This window comes from Dyadobacter alkalitolerans DSM 23607, from assembly GCF_000428845.1.
GTDB classification, from domain to species: Bacteria; Bacteroidota; Bacteroidia; order Cytophagales; family Spirosomataceae; genus Dyadobacter; species Dyadobacter alkalitolerans.
Map to the genome: position 1 here is coordinate 657150 of NZ_AUAS01000001.1, position 16274 is coordinate 673423.

10 protein-coding genes are annotated in these 16274 nt (G+C 44.4%); 7 read left to right on the forward strand and 3 right to left on the reverse strand.

What is annotated here, in order from left to right; translation table 11 throughout:
• Nucleotides 1-270: 270 nt before the first annotated feature.
• The 3 genes from G395_RS0102940 (at nucleotide 271) to tamL (ending at nucleotide 8425) form a co-directional block, all read left to right on the forward strand.
• Nucleotides 271-984 carry a hypothetical protein gene (locus G395_RS0102940; protein WP_026628704.1) on the forward strand — a complete coding sequence of 238 codons (714 nt, stop codon included), beginning with the start codon at nucleotides 271-273 and terminating at the stop codon, nucleotides 982-984.
• Nucleotides 985-1065: 81 nt separating this feature from the next.
• Complete coding sequence (locus G395_RS0102945; protein ID WP_026628705.1) at nucleotides 1066-5994, forward strand: translocation/assembly module TamB domain-containing protein; 4929 nt, start codon at nucleotides 1066-1068, stop codon at nucleotides 5992-5994.
• Entirely contained in the window at nucleotides 5984-8425 is a 2442-nt protein-coding gene (gene tamL / locus G395_RS0102950) for a translocation and assembly module lipoprotein TamL (protein ID WP_035360325.1), read from the forward strand. The genes G395_RS0102945 and tamL overlap by 11 nt, the downstream gene beginning before the upstream one ends.
• 9 nt (nucleotides 8426-8434) lie before the next feature.
• On the opposite strand, the gene mce is transcribed toward tamL, so the two are convergent.
• Nucleotides 8435-8839 carry a methylmalonyl-CoA epimerase gene (gene mce / locus G395_RS0102955; protein ID WP_035360236.1) on the reverse strand — a complete coding sequence of 135 codons (405 nt, stop codon included), beginning with the start codon at nucleotides 8837-8839 and terminating at the stop codon, nucleotides 8435-8437.
• A 1-nt stretch (nucleotide 8840) separates the two neighbouring features.
• Entirely contained in the window at nucleotides 8841-9776 is a 936-nt protein-coding gene (gene rsgA, locus G395_RS0102960) for a ribosome small subunit-dependent GTPase A (RefSeq protein WP_026628708.1), read from the reverse strand.
• A gap of 244 nt (nucleotides 9777-10020) precedes the next feature.
• Between rsgA and G395_RS0102965 the strand changes: the two genes are divergently transcribed.
• On the forward strand, nucleotides 10021-11244 hold the full coding sequence (locus G395_RS0102965) for an ROK family transcriptional regulator (RefSeq protein WP_026628709.1): 1224 nt from the start codon (nucleotides 10021-10023) through the stop codon (nucleotides 11242-11244).
• Between the two features lie 40 nt (nucleotides 11245-11284).
• Here the strand turns inward: G395_RS0102965 and G395_RS0102970 are convergent, their stop codons facing one another.
• Nucleotides 11285-12541: a 3-deoxy-D-manno-octulosonic acid transferase gene (locus G395_RS0102970; protein WP_026628710.1), complete on the reverse strand. Its 1257-nt coding sequence runs from the start codon at nucleotides 12539-12541 to the stop codon at nucleotides 11285-11287.
• 220 nt (nucleotides 12542-12761) lie between these two features.
• On the opposite strand from G395_RS0102970, the gene G395_RS0102975 reads away from it, so the two are divergent.
• From G395_RS0102975 to metK, 3 genes are all read left to right on the forward strand, one after another.
• Complete coding sequence (locus G395_RS0102975; protein ID WP_026628711.1) at nucleotides 12762-13532, forward strand: hypothetical protein; 771 nt, start codon at nucleotides 12762-12764, stop codon at nucleotides 13530-13532.
• Nucleotides 13533-13592: 60 nt separating this feature from the next.
• Nucleotides 13593-14471, forward strand: a complete 879-nt coding sequence (lipA, locus tag G395_RS0102980; protein ID WP_026628712.1) for a lipoyl synthase — start codon at nucleotides 13593-13595, stop codon at nucleotides 14469-14471.
• Nucleotides 14472-14674: 203 nt separating this feature from the next.
• Nucleotides 14675-15955 (forward strand): methionine adenosyltransferase, encoded by a 1281-nt coding sequence (metK, locus tag G395_RS0102985; RefSeq protein WP_026628713.1) that lies wholly within the window; start codon nucleotides 14675-14677, stop codon nucleotides 15953-15955.
• Nucleotides 15956-16274 lie beyond the last annotated feature (319 nt).

A 16274-nucleotide genomic window follows, 5' to 3' on the forward strand; every position in this document is an offset into this window, starting at 1 on the left:
CCAGATAGCAAAAAGGGAAGAGTGAGCAACTCTTCCCTTTTGCATTTTATGCCTGAGCTGTTAGATGAAATGGTTATTCACTCAACAAATGACATGGATCTGTTGTAATTGCTAAGGATGGAATGGTTTTTGCAAATAACCCGGTGCAGTAGTGAAATAAATTCCTTTAATTAAACCCCGGACGCTTTACCTGATCTAACATAACGAAAAGCATATTGTTTTTCCCAAGTCAGACTTGTGACCCGTTATTCATACAAACAAACATTGAACATGAAAAAATCATTGAACATGCTATCTGCACTGCTGCTGATCTCCTTCTTATCCTTTGGACAGCAGGTGCCCGCCGATTCCGTTTTTGCCAAGTTTTATAAAGCCACCGGTGGTAAAGCCCTGTGGGACGGTGTAAAGACATTCAATCTGAAAAGAAGCTATACTGCGGCCTCAGCGGCTCCCTATGATGCGAATGTGACAGTTTCTATTCCAGACCAGTCTATCAGCAAATCAAAAACCATTATGAAACGCACTTTCGTTTACACTGTAAAGGGGAATGAAGGCTGGATCAAGGTGCCGATCGGACAAAGAACAGATGTAAAAGACCTTAGCCAGGCGGAACAGCAAAACATGCGCTGGGAAATGTATGAGCTGCTTGCGCCCTTTGTCGATTATAAAAACAGAGGCCTGATCGCCACAACTGTGGGCATCGAAACATTGAACAGCATTCCGGTTACACAAGTGGAATTGCAGGGTAAGGGTGTAAAATATAACCTCTATTTTGATTCGAAAACAGGGCTTTTGCAACGCGTGCGGAAAAACCTGGCGGGTGTGGAAACAACCACTGATTTATCCAATTACGCGAAATCGGCTTACGGGATCTCCTATCCTACAAAACTGGTCGAAATCAACAGTTTAGAAAAAAAGCCGGTGACTATCGTTTCATCTGCCACCATTAATGGACAGGTTAGCCAGGAATTATTTAGACGATAACCCTGGTGCTGGCTTGAATTTTATAGCACACCGTTACTTAGCTCACCCGGGCCCGATATGGGCCGGGTATAATAGAAGAGAATGAAGAAAGCACTAAAAGTATTTGCAATTGTTATTCTGGCGATATTGATCCTGGTTGGTGTTTTGATTTGGGGTATTCAAACGCCTTTTGGACAAAACTTCCTAACAAATCAAGCCAACTCATATCTTCGGAAGAAGCTCAAAACAAAGGTTAATATTGAAAAAGTGCGTTTCGACGTCCCCGATTGGATTCTGTTAGAGGGCGTTTACTTTGAAGATAAACAAGGCGATACATTGGTTGCCGGCAAAAGACTTTATGTTGATCTCGACATGTACAGCCTCATTAAGGGCAATGTCGGGATTAACAAAGTTGAGCTTGAAGGCATCAATGCGAACATTACCAGGGTTCTGCCCGACACCGTTTTCAACTTCCAGTTTATTGTTGACGCATTTGCCAGCGCCGATACAACGGTTGTGGAGGACACAACTTCCAGTCCTTTGGAAATGCGGCTGGACCAGATTTCACTGAAAAATATGCGCCTCTCCTACCGCGATGCAGTTACCGGAACGGACGCATTGGCCAATATTGATTCCGCGCACGTCCGTTTTGATAAATTCAATCCTACCCTTTCCCAATATCACCCCGCCAAACTTGCATTGCTGGGCAGTGAAGTGAAGCTGAGAATGTATCAGCCTTTAAAAACTGAGACTACGCCCGAAACTGTTCCTGACCCGGCTGATTCCCTGGACATTAAAGTCGGGGACATTGATATAAGAGAATTCAAATGGCTTTTTGAGGATGAGATTGGCGGCCTGAAAAACGGCGTTACGGTCCGCAAGCTGGGCGGACATGTGAACAACATTTACATGGGAAGCCGATATGTGGATGTCCGCAACCTGAAGCTGGAAAAAATGTCGTTATATGCTGAGTTTGCTAAAAAGGCAAAGGCAGAGGCGAAAAAAGATACAACTACAGAAGAACCGGCAACGCCTGGTTGGAATGTTAAAGTAGGCGACATAAAGCTTGTTAATAACGACCTGCGTTACGACGATTTCAACACACCTGCGCAACCCAAAGGACTGGATTTTGCGCATTTGGATGTAAAAAACCTGAATATAGATTTACAAAATTTCATTTTCTCTCCCGAGAACATTGCGGGTTCGCTTAAATCGGGTTCTTTCCAGGAAAAAAGTGGATTTAAGTTGCAGGAATTCAGGACCAATTTCAAATATGGCGCTCAGGAAACTTACCTGCGCAATCTGTATGTAAAAACACCTAATACGCTCCTCAGGGACGAATTAAGCCTTCGATATAAAAACCTTGACGAACTGGCGAAAGACATTGCCAATGTAAAAATCAAACTCCGGCTCACCGACAGCCGCGTTGCTTTCGCGGATATCCTATTGCTGGTGCCCGATCTTGCCAAAACACCTCCATTCAGCAAAGAACCAAACGGAATACTGAAAGGATCGGGTCTGGTAACAGGATCTGTGGATGATATGCTTATTTCAAAAGCGCGTTTCAGCATGCTGGATGGAACTGTTCTGGCACTTGACGGACGCATTCAGGGCTTGCCCGATGCGAATAAGCTGGCGATGGATATGACAATCAATGAGCTTTCTTCTACAAAAAGTGACTTGATGAAAATGTTGCCGGATAGCGCAGTGCCAGCCAGCATCGAACTTCCCGAAGACATTAAGATCACCGGGAAAGTAAAAGGTTCGATGGATGACATTACCATGACAACGACCATTAACACCTCATTTGGCGTAGGAACATTCTCGGGTAACCTGAAAAATATTACAGACAGCATCCGGGCAGAATATAACGGCACACTCGCATTCAACGATTTTGATCTGGGTAAACTCATGAAACAGCCGCCCCAGGAAATGGGCAAGCTGACGCTCAGGACAGATCTGGCAGGTGTAGGTTATGCGCCCAAAACCATGAAGGCGCAGCTGGACGGAACTGTGGCCAGCGCAGACATTAAGGGATACGTTTACAATAACCTGACATTAAAAGGTGATGTCGACAACGGCATGGCGAATGTTAAGGCAACGATGAATGATCAGAACATTAATGTGGACCTTACCGCACAAGCTGATCTTTCAAAAGAATATCCTTCCGTTAAGGCGGATGTGTCCATTGACAAGCTGGATTTGACAGCTTTAAATCTATACGCCGATTCGTTGCAGATTAAGGGAGATATTAAAGTGGATATGCCATCCACAAATCCCGAAAATCCTTTGGGAACCATTGATATCAACGATTTTACGTTCATACATCACCGCAGGCCGATCACTCTGGACTCCGTTAATGTCCAATTGACCGATTCATCCGGACAGCGCCAGGCCACAATTCAATCGCCTTTTCTGAAAGCAGAAATGAAGGGTGATTTTGTATATACGGAAATTGCGGATGCACTGCTGACCGAAGTTGGTAAGCATTTCAAAGCGCCGAACATTACTTATAACCCTGTTACCAAGCCGGTTAATTTCACGCTTGACGCAACATTGCGGAATCACCCGCTGATCACCACATTTGTTCCTGCGCTGAAAGAAATGAACGACATTCAGTTTAAAGCCAAACTGGATAACCAGCAGGATTCTTCCATAGTAGCGAGGCTGACGATTCCAATGGTGAACTACGACAGCATTCAAACAGAGCGGGTTTCTGTTGATTTTAGTAATACCAATGAAAATGCAGCATTAAATGCCAATGTCGGCTTGGTTAACACGGGTAGTTTAAGGATTCAGAATGCATCATTAGAAAGTAAAATCGTTAATAATGATGTCAAATTTGACTTAATAGTAAGGGATTCGGTAAATACGGAACGCCATGCAATCCTGGGTGACCTGGCCATTGCGGATAACCGTTACAGGCTTAATCTGCGTGAAGGTCTGCTTTTGAATTATTTAAAATGGGAAACAGACACTTCCGGATATATTTCCTACGCGCCGGATAGTTTGTATATCAAAAACTTTGTCATCAAAAGCAAAGATCAATCCCTAACCATTAACTCTACATCCGAAGCACCAAACAGCCCGCTGGACATTGCGCTGGCAAACATTTCAATTGGTCCGATGATCGGCATCGCAACGCGCGATTCTACACTGGCGACAGGGATACTGAATGGGAAAATCCTTTTGAGTGACTATATGAAGGCGCCGGTTTACACAGGCGAACTGACCATCGACAGCCTGGCTGTAACGCAAATCCCGGTTGGTAACCTCGCATTAAAATCGACAAACGAGACTGAAAACCTGATCCGGGTGGATATGTCTCTTACTAACGGACAGAATAACATGACCCTGGACGGAAGCTATAACCTGAAATCCGAAAGCCCGATGGATTTCCAGCTGGATCTTAAACAACTCAGCGCGCAGACGATCGAAGCATTCAGTTTCGGTGAATTGAAAAAAGCAACCGGAAATTTAACCGGGAATATTGCCATCACAGGTGCTACCGACAGCCCCAAACTGAACGGAGCGATCAACTTTAATGATGTAGCGTTCAATGCGACGCAACTAGGCTCGCGATATTCGCTGGCCAATCAAAAAATCCAGTTTAACGGGCAAAACATCAACTTCAACAACTTCATCATTGCTGATTCAACCAACCAGCAAATGAAGATCAACGGAAATGTGAACATTGCCACCATTCCGGACGTAAAGTATAACCTGACTGTCGATGCAAAGAATTTCAATGTCCTGAACTCTACGCAGAAACAAAACGAACTGTTTTTTGGAAAAGCGAACATTGATGCAGACCTGAGCGTGAAAGGTACAGGCAGCAAGTCGGTGATAGATGGCAGCATTAAGGTAGATCCGGGCAGCGACATTACGTTTGTTCTTCCTAACGAAGCCACAGAAGCCGGCGATGCGTCAAAAGGCATCATCGAGTTTGTGGATATGAGCGATTCCACCCAGGTTGCAGTCGCAGATTCAGCCGCCGCGAAAATGACGACGGTCGATTTCGCTTCACAGATTTCCCTGGATATTGATGTAGATGACAAGTCGGAATTTACGGTTGTGATTGACGAATTGAATGGTGATAATATCCGGTTGAAAGGAAATGCACAGCTCAACACAGGTATCGCGCCAAACGGGCAGCTTTTTATGCTTGGCTCTTATGATGTGACAGAAGGTTCCTATGACCTGACATTGCAGATCCTAAAACGCCAGTTTGAAATATTAAAAGGCAGTAACCTGCTCTGGACAGGCGACGTAATGAACGCTCAATTGAACATTACGGCGGGTTACACAGTGGAAGTCGATCCGGGCTCAATCAGTTCGAAATTCCAGGGCGCCAGCAAAGTCCCTATTCAGGTCCAGGTGGTCATTACAGGAAACCTGACCACACCAAACATCACGTTTAACATTGTGCCCGATGAAACGATTGACAAGCAAGTAACAAACGAACTTACCAGTCAGGTTTTTTGGGAAGAAATGAAGAACAATCCGTCTGAAATGAATAAGCAGGCGTTTGCGCTTTTGATCACCAATAAATTTATCACAGATCAATCATCACCTGGTTTTAATCTTGGGTCGAGTGCCGAAGCGGTGGCCCGCCAGAGCGTAAGCCAGCTTTTGAGCGATCAGCTAAACAACTTAGCCTCCGATCTGGTAAAAGGCGTGGACTTGGATATCGGCGTGAACTCAACGGCTGACCAGACAACCGGCGCACGCACCGACCTGAACCTCGGTTTGAGCAAAGCATTCCTGAATGACCGCCTTAAAATTTCAGTTGGTAAAAACTTTGAAATTGAAAGCCAGAGCAATTCCGCTGCTTCCAATGAGGTTTTCGACAACATTGCGCTCGATTATGCGATCACGAGAGACGGCCGCTACTTATTCCGGGCATTCCGAAAAAACCAATATCAATCCATTTTGGAAGGTTTCATTATTGAAACAGGGGTGAGTTTTATTGTAACGGCAGATTACGACCTGCTGCGTGAATTTTTCCAAAGGCAAAAAAATGAGAAATAGTGTATTAGGCATATTGGTTCTTCTGGTGACACTGAGCAGCTGTTCAGTGAATAAATACATTCCCGAAGGCCAAAGTCTCTATGTAGGTAGTAAAGTGAAGGTGCAAGCGGATACCATCACTAAACCCAGTGTTATGGGGTTAGCGTCGGAGCTGGAAGCAATTGTGAAACCGCCGCCTAATAAAACGCTCTTGGGTTTCCCTTGGAAAGTGTGGTGGTGGTATTTTATCGGTGAACCGAAAGATGAAGGTGGCTTACGCAGCTGGTTTCGCAATAAACTTGGAGAGCAGCCCAAATTTGCTACGCAGCGCGTTGCCGACATTAATGCAGCCAATATGGTTTCTCACCTGGATAATGAAGCCTACTATCGCTCCAAGGCAACCGGCAAGCTGGTGCCAAGCAAGAAAGAAAAACGCAGGACGGCCATTTACGAGTTTGACGCTTATGTGATGCCGCGTTATGTAATGAATGAGATCAATTATGTGGTCCGGGACAGTTCGCTGTTCAACCGTGATCTTATCATCGCCAAACAAAAAACCCTTTTGAAAAAAGGCGAACCGCCGCGTTTGGAGGTGATCTCCACAGAAAGAAGCCGGATTGACCTGGAATTAAAAGGAAAGGGCTATTATTTCTTCAACCCGGATTATCTGATCATCAAAGTTGATTCCACCATTGGAAAAAGGGATTCAACACTGGCACCGCAGCAGGTTAACATCTTCCTGGAAGTAAAACCGCAAACAGCGCAGACGTCGTTGAAACAATATTTTATAAACAAAATTTATGTTAACACAGGAAGCCAGGAAAGTCTGCTTGCTGATACAACGGCTGCTCCTGAGCCTCGTCGCCGCGGGCTAAACATCAAAGACCCGGGGAATTTATACAAAAAACGAATCTTTTATGACGCCATCGGTTTCCGGAGAGGGAATATGTATACCAATACAATGCATAATGTATCCCTGCAACGATTGGTCAACCTGCAAAACTTCAAATTTGTAAAAAACCAATTCGACCTTGTTCCCAGATCCGATTCAGCATTGCTGGATGTGCGTTATGATTTGGAACCATTGAAGAAAAAGGCATTGCAAACGACCATTAGCGCCAGTACGAAGTCGAACAACCTGGGCGGTTCGCAGCTGGATGTGGCTTGGCGGAATAGAAATACATTCAAAGGAGCGGAAATGTTGGCTATAAAGGCATTTTTCGGATTTGACGTGCAACTGGGAGGAAACCGGGAGGCAAATCCTAACCGGATTGGCAATGAATACGTTCGCTACGGTATAGGTGCAGACTTATCGTTCCCACGATTTATTATTCCTTTCGTTAGAATACGGCCGGAGAAAAGCCAAGCGTTACCTAAAACTGTGCTTTCAGTAAATTATGAAAACCGGGTACAACGCGGACTTTATACAACCACCTCTATTCGTGGTGACTGGTCATACATTTGGAGCAAAAATTCAGAGGTTGTACACACATTAACCCCGATTTCGATTAACTATATTCAACCCAGGAAGGTTAATTCTGAAAAGTTGGCAGCCATCGGCTTTAATCCCAACACAAATCCGATTGATTTCGAAAGGTTAATGAACTTGGTGGAACAAAAGTATTTTATTGCAGGATCTAATTATACCATATCTTATCGTCCGAAACCTAAACCATTCGGAAGAAATCAATTCGCATTTACAGGTGGGATTGATTACGGTGGTAACCTGCTAAGCCTTTTAGCTAAACATTCAAAGGATGATACGGCGAAAATATATGCGAAAGAATTCTTGAAAGTTCCTGTCTTTCAATATGTCAAGCTGGATGGTGACATCAGGTACTATCGCACCATAACACCTGGAATCAAGTGGGCTAACAGGCTTTTGTTAGGAGCAATTAAACCGTATGGCAATTCCAAAAATATGGCTACGCCGCAATTCAAACAGTATTTTGGCGGTGGTAGCACAGGTATAAGGGCTTTCCGTGCACGTGCGCTTGGTCCTGGTGCGTATACACCTGACACGGCAACAATCGCATTGATTGGTTATCAAAACTTTGCTGATATACGGATGGAATTTAATTCAGAACTTCGACTGAAATTCACAAACATCATTAATGGTGCAGTGTTTATGGATGCCGGAAACATCTGGTCATTCGGCAGCCCTGAAAGAGCCAGATATGACTCATCTGCACTCATCAGCAGCGATTTCCTGAAACAAATCGCAGTTGGCGGCGGGATTGGCTTACGCCTTGATTTCTCATATTTGGTATTCCGATTGGATCTTGCCACGCCATTCCGCAAACCCTGGTATACGAAGGAAATTGTTTCAGAAACACCCGATGGACAGGTTCAGTATAAAAATCCCTGGGTTTTCAACGAAGTTAATTTCCGAAGCAAAGCATGGAGAAGGGAAAACCTGATCCTGAACATTGCAGTCGGGCTGCCGTTCTAATGTAACGGATCAGGGCTTGATTTCCTGGCAAAGCTCGATCAGCATGCCATTTGTGGTTTTAGGATGTAAAAAACAAACGAGCTTATTATCAGCTCCGGGTTTGGGGGTTTCGCTTAACAAGGCGAAACCCTCTTTTTTTAGCCGCTCCATTTCCAAAACAATGTCGTCAACCTCGAACGCGACGTGATGAATGCCTTCTCCTTTTTTTTCGATAAACCGGGCGATTACGCCTTCCGGATCTGTGGATTGCAGGAGCTCTATTTTGGTTTGGTTAACCTTGAAAAAAGACGTCAAAACACCTTCGGAAGCGACAGTTTCACGCTTGTAGGGCTGGGAATTCAGAAGACTCGAAAACAACTTTTCGGCAGCCTCCAGCTCCTTAACCGCAATGCCAATGTGCTCGACATTTTTCATATTACTTTCTGTTATCCTGCCCACCCACCATACTTAAATAACTTTCGTAACGGCTGATCGCAATGCGGCCTTCGGAAACCGCGTCTTTCACTGCACACCCGGGCTCGTTGATATGCTGACAATTATTAAACCGGCATTGGTTCAGCAGTTCGCGCATTTCCGGAAAGTAATGACTGATTTCCTCTGCCTTCATATCCGAAAGCCCCAGTTCCTTAATTCCGGGTGAATCAATGATGAATGTGCCAGGCTCCAGCTCGAACATTTCGGCGAAAGTTGTCGTATGGACGCCCTTATTTGCAAAGGTTGAAACCTCCTGCGTTTTAATATCCAGGTCCGGCGCTATTGCATTGACCAATGTGGATTTACCCACGCCCGAATGACCCGAAAGCAACGAAACTTTTCCGCCTAATAATGCAGCAAATTCTTCCAGTCCTTCCTCGCTTACCGCTGTGGTGGCCATGCAAGTATATCCGAGGCTTTCGTAAAGTTCCATCAGCTCGGCCTGAAATTCCTTCATATCATCATTCAGCAGATCCTGCTTATTGAAAATCAATACGCCGGGAATCCGGAACGACTCAATGGCAACGAGAAAGCGATCTATAAAACCCAGAGAAGTTCTTGGAAAAACCAATGTGGCAATTAAAATCGCCTGATCAACATTCGCGGCGATCAAATGCGCGTGTGCCGTCTTGTGTACGGAGCGCCGTACCACGTAATTTTCACGGGGCATGATTTCGTGGATGATGCCAAAATTCTGCGTCTCATCTTCCTCCTCGAACCGCACATTGTCGCCTACGGCGATCGGATTGGTCACTTTCAATCCAAGCGCTTTAAACTTTCCCTTCAACCTGCATTGCCAGATATGACCGTCGCGACTGTCCCGCACATCATACCATGAACCAGTTGACCGCAAAACCAAACCTTTAACTAATTCCATTCCGTCTTTTTTTGCAAATAGCGAATTTAATCTGAGTTTCACGTAATGCCGCCAGACACGGCAAAATCGCCAAATAAAATTAAGTAGTTTTTTGGTCGACCCGGTTTTTTATTTGCCGTCTACCATTATGGATAATAATATTTTTTAATATTTAGCCTCTTTTAGTGGTTTTTGCATACATTAGTGACCGTTAATCATAAAAATTTTAAGAATACTTATACAAAATACCTTTACACTCCACATAATGGACTTAGTTGTAGAAGAACCGAATTCGGTTATTGATATTCGTAAAAACCGTATCAGAAGTAACTTGTTGCTTCATTTGTACCAATCCGGTGACACTTCGATCAACAAAATGGCACGTTTGTTCCATGCCAGCATTCCCTCGGCAACGGGCATCGTGAACGAGCTCATCCGTGAAGGTTGGATCATTGAAACCGGAACGGGTCCGGCACGCGCAGGCAGGCCGCCGGTGTTATACGGACTGAATTCGAAAAAATACCTGACGCTTATTATGGACATTAACCGCCATGATACGCAACTCGTGATTTTCGACCTACATAACCAACTGATTTTAAAGCGAAAAGTTGATATCCGCCTCGACGATTCTTCTACTTTCCTCGAACAACTTTTTGAAGCAAGCGACGATTTTCTTAAATCCAACAATATCAATGTCAGCAAGTTATGGGGCATAGGCGTATCGATGCCTGGCCTCATCAATTCCTCCCAGGGAATCAACCTGACTTATCTTAACCTGACGCCTCCCGGAGTTCCGCTGGTTTCGCATCTGACGAAACATTTCAAGCTGCCGGTTTGCCTTTTTAATGATACAAAAGCAACCACGATCGGAGAGCACCGCTTTGGTTTTGCAAGAGAAAAATCTCAGGTCCTGACCATCAACATTGACTGGGGCGTAGGATTAGGCATTATCATTAACGGTGAAGTTTTCAACGGTGCGTCTGGTTTCGCGGGCGAGCTGGGGCACATTCAGGTAAAACCCGACGGACTTTTATGTCATTGCGGAAAAATCGGCTGTCTGGATACGATCACATCCGCCATCGCATTAATCCGAAGAGCCAAGGACGGCATTAAAGGTGGAAAAGCAACCATTCTATCACAGATCGTCAATAACAATCTCGATCTGCTCGACACTTCGCACATCATTGAAGCCGTGCATGCGGGCGACGAATTTTCGATTGACTTATTAAGCACGGTAGGCACCGAGCTGGGCAAAGGTTTGGCAACAGCAGTTCACCTTTTCAATCCCGAAGTCATTATAGTAGGCGGATTGCTGGCAGAAGCAGGGCCATTTATCTCAAACCCGATTGAGCAGGCCATCAACAAATATTGCCTTTCTGATTTCAAAAACTCGCTTTCTATCCACATTTCGAAATTAGGAGCAAAAGCCAGGTTACTGGGCACGCAGGCGCATTTATTTGAGCATCTGATTGCCAAGGAATTTTCCTGAAATAATATAAGGGCTGGTTTAATGCTTATTATGCATGGAATCAGCCTTTCATTTTTTTTACTTCATTCAGGATCATGTCAGTGGATCCTACGCCTTCCGCAATGTAATTCTTATTGACATTTCCCGCTTGTTTCCGGATTTCTTCTGCATTAACCCATTGATTGATAACGCCGATCAGTTCCTCTTTATCTGCAACGGCAACAGCACCTTTCCTGTCGATAAGGTCAACCGCTTCCTGAAACTTATGATATTTTTTGTTTCCAAAAACTATAGGAATGCCAAAAGTGGCCGCTTCCAGGATGTTATGTAAACCTGAACCAAATGCGCCGCCAATGTAGGCCATATTTCCATATTGGTATAATGACGATAACATGCCAATGTTATTAATCACCAGATAATCATATTCCTTAGCGTTGACGTTTGGAGAAAGTTCGGAGTACAACAACGTCTTACAGTTCATTTCCTTTCGCCACTGCGCGATCTCGTCCGCATGGATTTCGTGCGGTGCTATAATCGCTTTCAATTCACCTTTGAAGTGATTTAAAACAGGGATAAGCACCTGCATATCAGCCGCCCAGGCCGATCCTACAATCAGACAAAGCTTATTATCACGAAAAGCAGCAACTTCCGGAAGGTCATTAACATGAGCTGCAATGGCAGACACCCTATCAAACCGCGTATCTCCTGCCAGGCTGCATTGTTGCACGCCTATGCCATACAGCAATGTGAGCGATTGTTTATTTTGTACAAAAATGTGATCGAAATAACCCAGCATCTTTTTGAAAAAGCTGCCTCGTTTTTTGAAGAAAATCTGATCCGGCCGGAAGATTGTTGAGAAGGAAATAATGCGTGCGCGGCTTTTTTTCAGTTCGCGGAGATAGTTATACCAAAATTCATATTTGATAAAAAACGCGAAGCTAGGCTGCACAATTTTCACAAAACGTTTTGCATTCGAGGCCGTGTCCCAGGGCAGGTAACATATATAATCTGCCCCGTTATAGTTTTTTCTCACTTCATAACCTGACGGAGAAAAGAATGTCAGCAAAATGAAATGATCGGGAAACTGCGCTTTGAACGCTTCGATAACCGGCCTTCCTTGTTCAAATTCACCCAGCGAAGCCGCGTGAAACCAAGCCACAGATCGCCCGTTTACCTGCTTTTGAAACGAATTTTCAAGCTCATCCAGCAACCCGTCACGTCCGGCAACACCAAGCTTGATTTTTTGATTAAATAAAGCCGCAACACGCATCAAAGAGGCGACGGTGCTGATTGCGCTTTGATAGATAACTTCGGACAAAAGGTTCTGATTAAAAGAAGATTAGCAAAAAATTAATTCCTGCAAATCCCGGAAGCGCGGGAGGGCTGGCAGGCTTTTTTATTTCTTTTCCGGTTTAAAGAACATAAATGTACAAAAAACCGTTAATGTGGAGGCGATATTCCGCGGCTTTACACTATAATTTTGTACTTTCACTGTTCATACAACACTTCAATTGTAACAGCGATCTAGATCTAAATATATGATGCGTGTAAAATTTTTACTATCAGTATCTATTCTGTTTGCACTATCAACAGATATATATGCGCAACGGCGGGCGAAGGTAGAGGACAGTGAGGAGAGCTATAAATCTTTTACATCTTTTGGGATCACTACCAACACCAACTCCGGCATTTTGGGCGGTGCGGTTTTCAGGCAGTCATCGGCCCTGGGTTCCAAGTTATTCGGCAAAAATCAATACAGATATCTTGCAGTTGAGCTGGTGAATGTAAAGCACCCGAAAGAGCTTTCACAGCAGGATTTTGTGACCGGCGCAAGACTGGTTTATGGTAAGCAGAACTATTTATTTGTATTAAGACCAGAATACGGACGGGAGCTCACATTGTTCAGCAGGCAAGACGATGAAGGTATTTCAATCAGCGGGATCGTTGCAGCAGGACCGTCACTCGGGTTGGAAAAGCCTTATATGGTTCAGTTTCAGAGTTCCGACGGACGTGTTGTTACGGAGCCTTTTGATCCTGTGAAACATGCCGGAAGTACGCAAACGACCGGGATCGTGGGAGCAGGAAGCTTTTTTCAGGGTTTTGGACAAACTAAAATTGTTCCGGGATTACACGTAAAAACCGCAATGAGCTTCGAATTAAGCGCTTTTCGCGAAAATGTAACCGGCGTTGAAATTGGTTTCATCGCAGAAGCGTTTACCAGAAAAGTGCAGATCATGGCATTTGCCGAGAATAGAAGCTTCTTTACGTCGGGTTATCTGACCCTTTATTTCGGAAGCAAAAAACGATAATATATTAATAATTGATGGTTTTGGTTTTACAAACAGGACTGTCAGAGATTACGATTAAATATGATTGAATTACCTGTTATTCCCTCAGAGCGCAAGAAAAGACCAGATTGGTTGAGGGTGAAGCTGCCAGCCGGACCTGAATTCAGGAAAGTAAGGCAACTGGTTGATAATTATAAACTACATACCATCTGCGAAAGCGGAAGCTGCCCGAACATGGGCGAATGCTGGGGCGCCGGAACGGCTACCTTTATGATCCTGGGCAATGTTTGTACGAGAAGTTGCAGCTTTTGCGCCGTAGCAACAGGCCGGCCTAACGAATATGATACTGACGAGCCAAGACGGGTGGCAGAAGCCATTAAGCTGATGCAGGTTAAACACGCAGTGCTTACTTCTGTAAACCGTGACGAATTGAAAGACCGGGGCGCAGAAATCTGGTATCAGACGGTGAGACAGGTGAAAGAAAATACGCCAGAAACAACCATTGAAACATTGATTCCCGACGTTAAGAACAACTGGGACGCATTGATCCACATGATTGAGGCAGGCCAGGAAGTGGTGTCGCATAATATGGAAACTGTGGAACGTTTATACCGTGCGGTACGTCCTCAGGCCAAGTATGAAAGAAGTCTGGAGCAGATCAGACGAACCAAAGCCTTCGGTCAGCGCACAAAATCGGGCATTATGCTTGGGCTTGGCGAAACACAGGACGAAGTATACAAAGCCATGGACGATCTGGCTGCGAATGGCCTGGATATCCTTACTTTGGGTCAATATCTGCAACCTACCAAAATGCACCACGAAGTGATTGAGTGGATCACTCCTGAAATGTTCGATAATTACAGGGAAGAAGGACTGAGACGCGGACTCAAATACGTAGAGTCCGGCCCGCTGGTAAGATCCAGTTACCACGCGGAACGCCATGTGAATGTTCCGATTTGAAAAATAGCACTAAATTGAAAAGCCCGCTTTCCTGCAAAAGCGGGCTTTTCGGTTTATATAAGCCTGCTGCACGACGCTAATACGTGCATTCTGGATGGTTTTTAACTCCCATTTATTTGGTTAATATCTCAAAAAAATTCAATTTTGTTTTCTGATCCATACACTAGCTGCTCATTTTTTTGCCGAATTAACATTTTCAATTTATGCCATACTTATTCACCTCGGAGTCCGTATCTGAAGGACATCCTGACAAGGTCGCCGATCAAATATCAGATGCTTTAATTGACAACTTTTTAGCCTGGGACACCAATAGTAAGGTTGCCTGTGAAACGCTGGTTACAACCGGACAGGTGGTTTTGGCCGGAGAAGTGAAGACTAATACTTATCTGGATGTTCAGAAAATAACCCGCGAGGTTATCAGAAAGATCGGATACACGAAAAGTGAATACATGTTTGAAGCCAATTCCTGCGGTATTTTATCTGCTATCCACGATCAGAGCGCAGACATTAACCAGGGCGTTGACCGTGCGGTTGCTTCCGAAAGCTTCGAAGAAAAGGCAAATGCACAGGGCGCTGGTGACCAGGGGATGATGTTTGGTTACGCCACACGCGAAACTGAAAACTATATGCCGTTGGCATTGGACCTTGCTCACAAGATCCTGCAAGAAATGTCCTCGATCAGAAATAACGAATCCAGCCTGATCCCATATCTTCGCCCGGATGCAAAATCGCAGGTGACGATCGAATATAGCGATGACAATGTTCCTTTGCGCATCGATACTATTGTTGTTTCCACACAACACGATGATTTTGACGCAGAGGCAGCAATGCTTGCGAAGATCAAAGAAGATGTGATCAACATCGTTATCCCACGCGTAAAAGGTAAGCTTACTCCTGAATTGCAGAAGCTGTTCACAGGCGACATTACTTTCCATATCAACCCAACCGGCAAATTTGTAATTGGTGGCCCGCACGGAGACACAGGACTTACAGGACGTAAAATCATCGTGGATACATACGGTGGAAAAGGGGCACATGGTGGTGGTGCATTTTCAGGAAAAGATCCTTCCAAAGTGGACCGTTCTGCCGCTTATGCAACACGTCACATTGCGAAGAACATGGTTGCGTCGGGCCTTTGCGACGAAGTGCTTGTGCAGGTTTCCTACGCTATCGGCGTGGCTGAGCCTTGCGGATTGTATATTAATACTTACGGAACATCAAAAGTTTCGGTTAACGACGGCGAGATTGCTTTGAAGATCAGCGAGATTTTTGACCTTCGTCCTTACGCAATTGAGCAGAGATTAAAATTGAGAAACCCGATTTATTCCGAAACTGCTGCTTATGGACACATGGGCCGCAAGAATGAAGTCGTTAAAAAATCATTCAAAGGAGCAAACGGCGAAGAAAAAGAAGTGGAAGTGGAATTGTTCACTTGGGAAAAGCTTGACTTCGTAGACGCAATTAAAGAGAAGTTCGCATTGTAAGCATATAATTTATCAGTTTTTATAAGGCCGGCTTATAACCGGCCTTATTTTTTTGCCTTAGGCATCCATATAATTTCGAAATTTCCGTTATTGCGCAATTTTTGACTGAACGGCTAATAAACAATTGTGATAAGCTAATAATTACCGACAATTTACGTTCCCAAGGAAAGTATAATTATAATGAACTGATTACCAAATTACTGCTTACTTTCTATGCAATATCAAAAGATCAAATTTACAAACGCTGCCAAAAGCACTTTTTTTCCCACATTACGACAGCGGGTTGATCAGTATTTCTCTGCCAATAACATATGCAAAT

Coding starts and splice junctions, on each gene's coding strand:
- G395_RS0102940 (WP_026628704.1), top strand. CDS start 271: ATGAAAAAATCATTGAACATGCTATCTGCACTGCTGCTGATCTCCTTC.
- G395_RS0102945 (WP_026628705.1), top strand. CDS start 1,066: ATGAAGAAAGCACTAAAAGTATTTGCAATTGTTATTCTGGCGATATTG.
- tamL (WP_035360325.1), top strand. CDS start 5,984: ATGAGAAATAGTGTATTAGGCATATTGGTTCTTCTGGTGACACTGAGC.
- mce (WP_035360236.1), bottom strand. CDS start 8,839: ATGAAAAATGTCGAGCACATTGGCATTGCGGTTAAGGAGCTGGAGGCT.
- rsgA (WP_026628708.1), bottom strand. CDS start 9,776: ATGGAATTAGTTAAAGGTTTGGTTTTGCGGTCAACTGGTTCATGGTAT.
- G395_RS0102965 (WP_026628709.1), top strand. CDS start 10,021: ATGGACTTAGTTGTAGAAGAACCGAATTCGGTTATTGATATTCGTAAA.
- G395_RS0102975 (WP_026628711.1), top strand. CDS start 12,762: ATGATGCGTGTAAAATTTTTACTATCAGTATCTATTCTGTTTGCACTA.
- lipA (WP_026628712.1), top strand. CDS start 13,593: ATGATTGAATTACCTGTTATTCCCTCAGAGCGCAAGAAAAGACCAGAT.
- metK (WP_026628713.1), top strand. CDS start 14,675: ATGCCATACTTATTCACCTCGGAGTCCGTATCTGAAGGACATCCTGAC.